This window comes from uncultured Sphingomonas sp. (assembly GCF_946477935.1).
Lineage (GTDB): Bacteria > Pseudomonadota > Alphaproteobacteria > Sphingomonadales > Sphingomonadaceae > Sphingomonas.
This window is the reverse complement of the sequence record NZ_CAMLAC010000118.1, coordinates 1-10890: the sequence shown is the minus strand read 5'-3', so window position 1 is coordinate 10890 and position 10890 is coordinate 1. Positions and strand designations below refer to the sequence as shown.

Below are 10890 nucleotides of genomic sequence, written 5' to 3'. Positions count from 1 at the left end.
GTATCTGGCGGGGCATTCGGCTGGCGTCGTCTTCCCGCTGGTGCGCTGGCCCGATCTGGCAGAAATTCACACCAAGAGCTTTTCGATCAACGATTATTATCATGGCAGCGCGGAGTGGCCGTTTCCGCTGGGGGTGATCCAGACCGCAGGGCAGATGCCGTTCTGGACCGAGCTGCCGCGGTCGCTGCGTCCGCTGGCGAAAGCGATCGGGCGGCATTCGCTGATCTGTTTCTGCATGTCGGAGGCGCTGCCGACGCGTGAAAGCGGACTGCATTTCGATGCCGATGCGGTGTCGCACATCGTCGCGCCGACGGTAAGCGCGGTCAGCTTCCGCCGGTTGACGCGGCTGGCGACGGAGGCGTTCCGGCGCGCCGGCTATCCGTGCATCGCGCCGCCGCGCGCGCCGCAGCTATGGCATCAGGTAGGGACTGCGCGGATGGGGCTGGATGCCGGCGAGTCAGTCGTCGATGCCGATCTGCAGGTGCATGACATCAAGGGGCTGTATGTCGCGGACGCATCGGTGCTGCCGAGTGCGGGGGCGGTGAACACTAGCCTGACGATCATGGCGCTGGCGCTGCGCTGTGGTGATCACATCGCCGGGCGGCGCTATGCCGTGTTGGACCGGCGCGTGCCGGCGCATCGTCATGCCGGCTGCATGCCCGAACTCGTCGGCGCGCAGACGATTTGCGGCAGTCCGCCAAATAGCATCTGATCTGGGATAAGCGGCGCTCCGTTTCCGGGCGGTGCGTTACCGCGCCATCTTGCGCGCGGCGCCGTTTCACCCCATGCGCGCGAGGTGCCAGTGCCCGCGCCCGGGTAATGCGCCACGGGAGTGCAGGACCATTCGCCAGATCGCCGCCTTTCCGTACCGGACCGAGGCCACCTCGCCCGACGGGGTGATCCGTGTCCTGCTGGTCACGTCCCGCGCGTCGGGTCGCTGGGTGATTCCGAAGGGCAATATCGGGGGCGGGGCCAAGCCGCATGTGGCGGCCGCGCAGGAGGCCGAGGAAGAGGCCGGGGTGCTGGGCGCGATCTGCCCGACGCCGCTGGGCAGCTTCCGTTATCGCAAGAAGCGCGGTAGTGGCGCCTCGCTGATGGTCGACGTGGACGTGTTCCCGCTGGCCGTCACCCAAGAATTACAGAGCTGGAAGGAGCAGCCGGAGCGGCAACGCCGCTGGTTTACCTTGTCCGAGGCGGCCGCCGCCGTGGACGAGCCGGACCTGCGCGACCTGATCCGGTCCTTCAGCCCCGCCGAGTTCAGGGCCGCCGCCCGGAGAGGGGCGGGTATCCCAGAAAAATCGAAGGTAGCACCGATGTTCGCATGGTTCCAACGCCTGCTCCCCCGGACAGGCAATTTCTTCGAGATGTTTGAGGCGCATGCCCGAACGGTGACCGCCGGTGCCGAGGCCATGGCGCGGCTGATGGAGGCCGATGGCACGGCGCGCGCGGAGCACATCACCGAGGTGATCGAGCGTGAGCATGATGCCGATGAGATCACGCGCGACGTTCTGCAAACCGTGCGCAAGACGTTCCTGACCCCGTTCGACCGCGGGGCGATCACCAGCCTGGTCGGCGCGATGGACGACACGATCGACGAGATGCAGGCCGCCGCCGCGGCGATCGACCTGTATCAGGTGAGCGACTTCGCACCGGAAATGCGCGATATGACCGCGATCATCGTCGATGCCGCGCGCCTGACCGCCGAGGCGATGCCGCTGCTGCGCAACGTCGCGCAGAACGGCGCGCGCCTGCACGAGCTGACCGAGCGGCTGGTGCGCATGGAGGGCCAGGCGGACGACATCCACGCCGCCGGCCTGCGCCGTACGCTGGCCGACCATGGCAACAGCGACACGCTGCGCTTCGTGGTCGAGCGCGAAATCTACAAGCATCTGGAGCGCATCGTCGACGCGTTCGAGGATGTCGCGAACGAGATCGACGGCATCGTCATCGATCACGCCTGATCGGACCGACAGACCATGCATGAACTGGCCCTTCCGCTCCTGATCGGCCTGATCGGGGTCGCGCTGGCGTTCGATTATCTGAACGGCCTGCACGATGCGGCGAACTCCATCGCGACGGTGGTCGCGACGCGGCTGCTGTCGCCCGTCAAGGCGGTGCTGTTCGCGGCCGCCTTCAACTTCGCCGCTTATTTCCTGACCATCGCCTTCCCCAGCCTGCACGCGGTGGCCGAGACGATCGGCAAGGGGCTGATCGACAAGGACCTGGTGACGCCGGCGGTGATCTTCGCCGCCCTTGGCGGCGCGATGTTCTGGAACGTCGTCACCTGGCTGCGCGGTATCCCATCCTCGTCCAGCCATGCACTGATCGGCGGGCTGATCGGGGCGGGCGTGGCGCATGCCGGCCTTGGCGGCATCCAGTGGGGCGGGTTGAACAAGACGTTGCTCGCCATCGTGCTGTCGCCGACGCTGGGGATGATGCTGGCGATGCTGGTGATGCTGGTGTCGAGCTGGGCGCTGGCGCGGGCGACGGCGGTACAGGCGGAGCGCAGTTTCCGCGTGCTGCACCTGTTCTCGTCGGCCTGCTATTCGCTCAGCCACGGGCTGAACGACGCGCAGAAGACGATGGGGATCATCACCGTGCTGCTCTATTCGACCGGACGCCTTTCCGGCCCGTTCGAGGTGCCGCACTGGGTGGCGATCAGCTGCTATATCGCGATCGCGCTGGGTACGATGACGGGTGGCTGGAAGATCATCGAGACGATGGGCAGCCGCATCACCAAGCTGTCGCAGCACCAGGGGTTCAGCGCGTCGATGGCGGGTTCCATCGTGCTGTTCGGCGCGTCGGCGATGGGTATTCCGGTATCGACCACCCACACGATCACCGGATCGATCATCGGTGCAGGCGTGGCGCGACGAGCCTCCGCGGTGCGCTGGGGCGTGGCGCGGACAGTGGTGACCGCCTGGGTGATCACCATCCCCGCCTCCGCCGCAGTGGGCGCCGGCTTCTACGGGCTGACCCGGCTGTTCTGAGGGCAATCCAGATTTGTCCAACCTTGCGTTTCGGGGGTGGACGTAGCGCGCGGGGCTGGCGTTATAGATGGGTCGCGGCGGGCGCTACTATCGTGCTCGTCACACGAGTCCGCCGCGGCACTCCGGTTCGGTTGGGATGAAACGGAGCGTGCCCGCACGGCATGCAGTGCTGCCGGTATCACTGGGATGGCGTACTCCGTCCATGACGGGTACTTCTGGAAAATCAAACGGGCTGACCCCGTCCAAACACGCTGCGTTAACGCCGTATTCGTCGGGGTTCGAGCGGCGTTGATGATGCGTGTAGATACCACAGCGTGAACAGAAGAAGTGCTGGGCTGAGCCGGTGTTGAAGCGGTAACGCGTCAACAGCTCCTCGCCTTGCAGGAAACGAAGGCCACTGAGATTGGCAGACACGGCCACAGCCCCGCGCATCTGACAGTAGGAACAGGTGCAACGACGAACCGTGTTGAAGCCATCGCTCAAGGCAACTTCGAAGCGCACGGCTCCGCAGTGACACTGCCCGGAGTGGATGCCTGACCGGTGTTCCATGATGCTTCGTCCTCCCGGCGTGCATCATAGGCACGAACCTGAACTGCACAATGGACATGACGTTTGATGTGAGCGACGAGGTGGCGGCTCTTCCCAACCGGTTTGACGCAATAACGGAACCTTCGCCCGCGCGAGCCTTTTGCCGGGCATGCACTGGTTACGCTCGCTCGATATTCCCCGCGAATGGCAATGGGTGGAAAGCGTCGCGATCATCGCGGCAGCGATCCTGCTCGGCCTGCTGGTCCATGGCATCGCGATGCGCATCGCCGATCATGCCGCACGACGCACTGCCAGCCGGGGGGACGATCTGGTGCTGGCGCATGTCCGCCGGCCGCTGCGGTGGGTCGCGGTGGCGATCGCGGTGAGTTTCGCGATGCGCTTCGTGCCGATGGACTCCGACGGGCGCGATCTGTGGCGGCAGATACTGGGCTTCACCGTGCCGGCGCTGCTGGGGTGGCTGGGCGTGTCGGGGGTGCGGGCGTTGCAGGCGGTGATCGACCTGCGCGCGGACGTGACGGTGGAGAACAACCTGCGCGCGCGGCGCAAGCGGACCCGCGCGGCGATCCTGGGGCGGATCGGCGTCTTCTTCATCATCTTCCTGACGATCTGCCTGATGCTGCTCAGCGTGCCCGGCATCCGCACGATCGGCGTGACGCTGATGGCGTCGGCCGGTATCGCGGGCCTGGTCGTCGGTGCTGCCGCGCAGCCGGCGTTGAAGAACCTGTTCGCGGGCATCCAGATGGCCTTCACCGAGCCGATCCGGCTGGACGACGTGGTGATCATCGACGGCGAATGGGGGCGGATCGAAGAGATCCGGCTGACCTTCGTCGTGGTCAAGGTGTGGGACGAGCGGCGGCTGGTGGTGCCGGTCGCCAAGTTCCTGGAGAATAGTTTCCAGAACTGGACGCGTGAGACCAGCCAGTTGCTGGGATCGGTCTTCTGGTATCTCGATCCGGCGGCAGACATTCCGAGGCTGCGCGCGAAGCTGGAGGAACTGGTGCGCGCCAATCCGCGCTGGGACGGGCGCTTCTTCAACCTGCAGGTGACCGATACCGCCGCCGACGCGATCCAGGTGCGCGGGCTGATGACCGCCAAGGACGCATCCGTGGCGTTCGACCTGCGCTGCGACATTCGCGAGGGGCTGCTCGCCTATATTCGCGAGGCGATGCCCGAGGCGCTGCCGCGGCGGCGCGTGGCGGTGGACGACGGGGCCGCGACCTTCAAGGAAGATCGCGCCCCCGTCGTGCTTCAGAACCGGTAGCCGAGCGTCGCCATGACGTTGCGCGGTGCGGAGACGAAGCAGTCGCCGCGTGCGAGGCAGGAGGCGAAGGCGCGATTGTCGAACAGGTTGGTCGCGTTGACCGCGATGCGCCAGCGATCCCGGTTCAGCTCGACCAGGGCATCGGCCATGACGCGGTCGGGGGTGACGATCGTCCAGACGCTGCTGCTCGACACCTGCTTACCCAGATAGCGGACACCGGCGCCGACGCGAAGGCTGGTATCCTCGGCCAGCGCCACCGTCTTGGTGCCCCAGGCGGCGGCGGTGTGCTTGGACAGATAGCCGGTGGCGGCGCTGTCGCCCGACAGGTCATTATACCCGTAGGAGACGGTGAGGTCGTAATTGCCGGGCAGGGTGCGGGTCGCCTCGAACTCGAAACCCTTGGTGGTCAACTCACCGGCTTGGATCTGGAACAGCGGGTTGGTGGGATCGGGGATGGGACGATTCTGTTCCTTGATGCGGAAGCCGGTGAGCGTGACCAGGGTCTGGGGATCGGGTTGCCACTTCAGGCCGGTTTCATATTGGGTGCCGGTCTGGGGCCGGAAATTGGCGCCGCTGCTGAGCGTGCCGGCGACGGGCTGGAAGCTTTCGGTGTAGCTGAAGAAGGGCGAGATGCCGGCGCCGATCTCGCCGATGATGCCGGCGCGGAAGGTGGTGGCCTTGTCGATCACGTCGGGCGCGGTTGCGCCGCGGGTGCGCAGGCGGTCGTTGCGGACGCCGAGGACGACCGAGACGCGGTCCCAGAAGCGGATCTGGTCCTGTGCGTAGAGGCCGCGCTGGCGCTGGGAATTCCGGTCGAATGGTCCTGTAACCTCTGGGGCGAGGATCGCATCGTAATCAATGTTGTAGATGTCGATCGTCTGGGTCTGGAAGATGCTGCGCTTCCTTACCTCGTTCCAGCTATAATCGAGACCGAGCAGCAGCGTATGTTCGACCTGTGTACCTGTGTTGAACTTCGCCTGCACATTGTTGTCGGTCGAGAAGACGTTCAGCCGTGCGTCGGATGACGAGGTGAACAGGTCGATACGACGGCCGTTGCTGCCCGTAATGTACGGGTTTTCCGGATTGGCGTAACTGTTCGTGTAATGGCCGTAATAGGCCAGGTCGCTGTCGATGTAGCGCGCCTTCAGGCTGAGCTTCAGCGCGTCCGTGAAGCGGTGTTCGAACAGGCCGGCGCCTTGCAGCAGGCGGCCGTCATAGCGGTCGTAGCCGGGTTTGCCGACGAACAGGTAGCGCGGCAGGCGCGGGTTGCCGGGATTGTCGCGCAGCGTGCCGACCAGCGGCAGGAAGTTGGCGGTCGAGCCGGTATCGTCCTCCTGATACAGGCCGAGCAGCGTGACGTCGGTGCGATCCGATGGGCGCCAGGTGATCGAGGGCGCGATCATCACCCGGTCGTCGGGGACGTGATCGACATAGGTGTCGGCATCGCGGACGCGGGCGACGAGGCGGACGGCGACATCGTCGCCGATCACGCGGTTGACGTCCGCCATGACCTCCTTGCGGTCGTAGCTGCCATAGACGAGGTTGACCTCGCCCGCATTGGTGAAGACCGGCGTCTTGGACACGAGATTGACGATGCCGCCGAGCGACCCCTGTCCGAACAGCACCGAGGCGGGGCCGCGCACGACCTCGACCCGCGAGAAGTTGTACGGGTCGGAGGTGATGCTGGCGTAGAAGCTGTAGATGTCGCGCATGCCGTCGCGGAACTGGAGGGCGTCGACGCCGCGGATCTGGAAGCTGTCGACGCGGGTGTCGCGACCATAGGCGTCCGAATTTACGCCGGCGGCGTAGCGGACGGTGTCGGAGATGGTGATCGCGCCCTGGGCGAGGAACACGTCGTCGGTGATGACGGTGATCGGCTGGGGAACCTGGATCAGCGGCGTATCGGTCTTGGTGCCGGCAAAGGATTCGTCGATGCGGTGGCCGTCGACGGTGATCTCCTCCGGCGGGTCGACACGGCGCTGGTCATCGACCGGATCGGCCGAGACCGGCACCTCCGCCCATGCCGCATTTGCCGCGGTAAGCCCGACAAGCGCGACGCCCGCCATCTTGATCGCCCTGAACATCATGAACCCCTTTCGCTATGCGCGGGGCCATAGTGCTATTGCGGGTGACTCGCAACTGCAGAAATGCGGAGGCAATTGTTCCGGTGCGGAAAACGCGCGCAGGGGTCAGGCGCGTTCTTCCTCCCGCGCGGCGGCTTCCGCCCCGGCATCGCCGCGAAGCGCCGCGAGGAACAGGTCGCACCACCAGAACACATCCTCGCGCCGGACATTGTCGATCAGCGCTTCCCAGCGGCGGATGCGCTCGGCACGCGGCATCTCCAGCGCCTTCACGATCGCGTCGGACAGTTCCTCGGCGCTGTAGGGGTTGACCAGCACCGCCTCCTTCAACTGGGCGGCGGCACCCGCGAAGCTGGACAGGATGAGGACGCCGGGATCGGCGGGATCCTGTGCCGCGACATATTCCTTGGCGACGAGGTTCATGCCGTCGCGAAGCGGTGTCACGAGACCGATGCGCGCCGCACGGTAGATGCCGGCCAATACCGGACGGGGGAACCCCTTGTTGACGTAGCGGATCGGCACCCAGTCGATATCGGCATATTCGCCGTTGATCCGCCCCGACAGCGCATCGAGATTGGCGCGGATCTCCTGATAGGTGTTCACCTTCTCTCGGCTGGGCGGCGCGATCTGGAGCATGTAGACGAGGCCGTTGCGCTCGGGGTTCTGCTGCAGAAAGCGTTCATAGCCCAGGAACCGCTCGGTCAGGCCCTTGGAATAATCGAGCCGGTCGACACCGACGATCAGGCTGCGCCCGGTGGACGACATATACATGCGCTCACGCGCGAAACGGGCGTCGTTGCCGGCGGCCGCTTCCTCGAACTCCTTCGTCTCGATGCCGATCGGGGCGGCGATCGCGCGGATCGTGCGCCCCTCATACGTAACGGTGTCGTTCGGCCCCAGCGTACCGCCGAGCTGTTTCGTCACATAATCGCGGAAGCTGTCCAGCCAGTCCTCGGTATGGAAGCCGACCACGTCATAGGCGAACAGGGTTTCGACCAGCTTGCGATGGCTGGGCAGCGACAGGAGCAGGCGCGCCGGCGGCCAGGGGATGTGGAGAAAGAAGCCGAGCCGGTTGCGGAAACCCCGGTCGCGCAGTTCCTGTCCCAGCGGCATCAGGTGATAATCGTGTACCCAGACGAGATCGTCATCCTCGATCAGCGGACGGACGGTGTCGGCGAAGCGCTGGTTCACCCGGCGATAACCGCTGCCGAAATCACGCTCGAATTCGGTCAGGTCGATGCGGTAGTGGAAGAGGGGCCACAGGGTGCGGTTGGCATAGCCGTTATAATATTCGTCGACGTCCTGCGGTTCGAGGTCGATCGTCGCGGTGGTGACGCCGCCGCCCTGCTGGAAATTGATGTGACCGCTGAACTCCTCGGTGGTCTCGCCCGACCAGCCGAACCAGATGCCGCCCTGTTCACGAAGGGCAGCGAGCAGCGCGACCGCCAGCCCACCCTGGTTGCCGCCCGGCCCGGTCTTGGGCGGCTGCACCCGGTTGGAAATGACGATCAGGCGACTCATCTTACGGCACTCCATGGTTTACTCAGCAGGACGGCGCAGTTGATCAGGCCGACCAACGAATAGGTCTGGGGGTAATTCCCCCACAGCTCTCCCGTATTGGGGTCGATATCCTCGGACAGCAGGCCTGCGGGCGTGCGCCGGGCGACCATTTCCTCGAACAGTTCGCGCGCATCCGCGGTCCGGCCCGTGGCATGCAACGCCTCGATCAGCCAGAAGGTGCATACATTGAAGGCGGTATGCGGCAGGCCGAAGTCATCTTCGGTCGCATAGCGCAGCATGTGGCTGCCGCGGCGCAGGCCCTTTTCCACCGCCTCCAGCGTCGACAGGAAGCGGGGATCATCCGGCGCCAGGAAGCGCAGGTCGAGCAACTGGATGATGCTGGCATCCAGATCGTCACCGCCGAAGGTGGCGGAGATGCGCTGCGTCTTGTCGCGCCAGGCGGCGTGCTCGATCGTCTCGCGCATCTGGTCGGCGCGCTCCTGCCAGAAGATGCGGCGTTCCTCCAGGCCCAGCGCCTGCGCGGCGTTGGCGAGGCGGTCGCATGCCGCCCAGCACATCGCGGCGGAATAGGTGTGGACGTGGCTTTTGGTGCGCAATTCCCACAGGCCGGCATCGGGCTGATCATATTTGGCCCAGGCGCGCTCGCCGACGCGCTCCAGCGAATGGAAGTCCTCGATCCCCGACATGCGGAACAGGCGGCAGTCGAAAAAGGCCTGCACGTCGGACAGGACGATCTGGCCATAGGCGTCGTGCTGGATCTGCTCATAGGCCTGGTTGCCGACGCGCACCGGACCCATGCCGCGATAACCGGGCAGCTTGTCCTCGATCCGCTCGATCAGCGTCGCCTCGCCGCCGACGCCGTAGAGCGGCTGGATATGGCCGCCGCGCGCCGCATCGACGATGTTGCGCAGATATTCGAGATACCCCTCCAGCACGTCTAGCGCACCCAGCCGGTTGAGCGCCTGCACCGTGTAATAGGCGTCGCGGATCCAGCAGTAGCGATAATCCCAGTTGCGCCCGGAATCGGCATGCTCGGGCAGCGAGGTGGTAAGCGCGGCGACGATCGCGCCGGTTTCCTCATGCTGGCACAGCTTCAGCGTGATCGCCGAGCGGATGACTACGCCCTGCCATTCGACGGGCGTGGCCAGGCCGCGCACCCAGTGGTGCCATTCGTGGGTGGTGCGCTCCAGCATGCCGCTCAGCGCTTCGGACAATATGCCCGAAAAGCTCTCGTCGGGGCCGAGAAACAGGTTGATCGGGCGTTCCAGCCGGAACCATTGCTCGCGCGTGATATGGCCGACGGGGGCATCGGTGGTCAGACGCAGCGTCTGGTGCGTCATCAGGTAGCGGATATGGTTCGACCCCTGAGTATAGCTGGTCGGGGCGCCCCAGTCGGTTGCGACGCGCAGGCGAATGCGAATGCGGGGCGAGCCGATCGGCTTGACCATGCGCACGAAGCTGGTCGGGCGATAGACGCGCTGGTCGCGCGAGAAGCGCGGGCAGAAATCGGTGATCTCGATCGCGTTGCCGCGGTCGTCCTGATGGCGGGTGACCAGGATTGGCGTGTTGCGCAGATAGCCCTGCGTGGTGGTGACGCAGTCCTCCAGCTCGATCGACCAGAAGCCGGTATCGGGCTCCTCCTCACCCAGCAGCGCGCAAAATGCGGGGTCGCCATCGACACGGGGCACGCAGCCCCAGACGAACTGCCCTCGCGAGTCGATCAGCGCGGAGACCTGGCAATTGCCGATCGGCCAAAGATTCATGTTGGGGGTCATGCACGGGCCTCCATGGCAGCGGCGATCCAGGCGTGGAGGGCGGACACGCTCTCCAGGCGGTAAAGGGCGGCGGTGTCACGCGGGCGGCCGATCAGCACACCCGCGCCATTGGACGATGCGGCGGCGACGAAGCCGTCCTCGTCGGTCACGTCGTCGCCGAAGAACAGGGGGCGGGTGCCCTGCATCGCGGATGTTTCCAACAGGCCGAGGATGGCGCGACCCTTGTCCCCGGGCAGGCGGACCTCCGCCATCATCTTGCCGCGTTGGAGGACCAGGCCGTGCGTGTCGGCGACCGCAGCGGCGGTGGCGTTGGCATCGTCCGCAAGCTCGGGGCGCTGGCGGTAATGGATGGCGGCGCCGAAGCTCTTTGCCTCGAACACTAGGCCGTTCGTGTCGGCATAGTCGCGCAGCGATTCGGCAGCGAGGGCAAGTGCCTCGGGCGGCTCGGGGCTTTCATAGCCGTGTTCGGGCGTCCGGCGCTCGGCACCGTGGCTGCCGGCGAGCGCGAAATGCCGGGCCTGTGGACCCAGCATCGCATCCAGTTGCGCGATCGACCGGCCGCTGACGATCGCGACGCGGCCGGGCATGGTGGCGGCGAGTCGATCGAGCATGTCGACCAGCGAGGGTTCGACCACCACCGCATCGGGACGCTCGGCCAGTTCAACCAGCGTTCCGTCGAAATCCAGGAAAAGGCTGTCGGTGGGTGACAGGGC

9 protein-coding genes are annotated in these 10890 nt (G+C 65.7%); 4 read left to right on the top strand and 5 right to left on the bottom strand.

Features of this window, described 5'->3' with window-relative positions:
* The 3 genes from Q0U08_RS12765 to Q0U08_RS12755 form a co-directional block, all read left to right on the top strand.
* On the top strand, positions 1-712 hold a 712-nt coding region (locus tag Q0U08_RS12765), incomplete at its 5' end, for a GMC oxidoreductase (protein ID WP_298091772.1).
* Positions 713-785: 73 nt separating this feature from the next.
* Positions 786-1961 (top strand): DUF47 family protein, encoded by a 1176-nt coding sequence (locus Q0U08_RS12760; RefSeq protein WP_298091771.1) that lies wholly within the window; start codon positions 786-788, stop codon positions 1959-1961.
* A gap of 15 nt (positions 1962-1976) precedes the next feature.
* Positions 1977-2990 carry an inorganic phosphate transporter gene (locus Q0U08_RS12755; RefSeq protein ID WP_298091770.1) on the top strand — a complete coding sequence of 338 codons (1014 nt, stop codon included), beginning with the start codon at positions 1977-1979 and terminating at the stop codon, positions 2988-2990.
* Between the two features lie 99 nt (positions 2991-3089).
* On the opposite strand, the gene Q0U08_RS12750 is transcribed toward Q0U08_RS12755, so the two are convergent.
* Entirely contained in the window at positions 3090-3473 is a 384-nt protein-coding gene (locus tag Q0U08_RS12750) for a GFA family protein (protein WP_298091769.1), read from the bottom strand.
* 214 nt (positions 3474-3687) lie between these two features.
* Here Q0U08_RS12750 and Q0U08_RS12745 point away from each other — a divergent pair, with 214 nt between their 5' ends.
* A complete protein-coding gene (locus Q0U08_RS12745) occupies positions 3688-4800 on the top strand; it encodes a mechanosensitive ion channel domain-containing protein (protein ID WP_298091768.1) in 1113 nt (370 codons plus the stop codon).
* Here the strand turns inward: Q0U08_RS12745 and Q0U08_RS12740 are convergent.
* The 4 genes from Q0U08_RS12740 to otsB form a co-directional block, all read right to left on the bottom strand.
* Entirely contained in the window at positions 4788-6884 is a 2097-nt protein-coding gene (locus Q0U08_RS12740; RefSeq protein ID WP_298091767.1) for a TonB-dependent siderophore receptor, read from the bottom strand. The genes Q0U08_RS12745 and Q0U08_RS12740 overlap by 13 nt on opposite strands.
* 105 nt (positions 6885-6989) lie before the next feature.
* Positions 6990-8402, bottom strand: a complete 1413-nt coding sequence (locus Q0U08_RS12735; RefSeq protein ID WP_298091766.1) for a trehalose-6-phosphate synthase — start codon at positions 8400-8402, stop codon at positions 6990-6992.
* The gene (locus tag Q0U08_RS12730; protein WP_298091765.1) at positions 8399-10177 is read right to left on the bottom strand and encodes a glycoside hydrolase family 15 protein; all 1779 of its coding nucleotides are present in this window, start codon (positions 10175-10177) and stop codon (positions 8399-8401) included. The genes Q0U08_RS12735 and Q0U08_RS12730 overlap by 4 nt, the downstream gene beginning before the upstream one ends.
* A partial coding sequence (gene otsB / locus Q0U08_RS12725) for a trehalose-phosphatase (protein ID WP_367271126.1) occupies positions 10174-10890 on the bottom strand: 717 nt, incomplete at its 5' end. The genes Q0U08_RS12730 and otsB, both read right to left, overlap by 4 nt.

Coding starts and splice junctions, on each gene's coding strand:
- Q0U08_RS12760 (WP_298091771.1), top strand. CDS start 786: ATGCGCGCGAGGTGCCAGTGCCCGCGCCCGGGTAATGCGCCACGGGAG.
- Q0U08_RS12755 (WP_298091770.1), top strand. CDS start 1,977: ATGCATGAACTGGCCCTTCCGCTCCTGATCGGCCTGATCGGGGTCGCG.
- Q0U08_RS12745 (WP_298091768.1), top strand. CDS start 3,688: ATGCACTGGTTACGCTCGCTCGATATTCCCCGCGAATGGCAATGGGTG.
- Q0U08_RS12740 (WP_298091767.1), bottom strand. CDS start 6,884: ATGTTCAGGGCGATCAAGATGGCGGGCGTCGCGCTTGTCGGGCTTACC.
- Q0U08_RS12735 (WP_298091766.1), bottom strand. CDS start 8,402: ATGAGTCGCCTGATCGTCATTTCCAACCGGGTGCAGCCGCCCAAGACC.
- Q0U08_RS12730 (WP_298091765.1), bottom strand. CDS start 10,177: ATGACCCCCAACATGAATCTTTGGCCGATCGGCAATTGCCAGGTCTCC.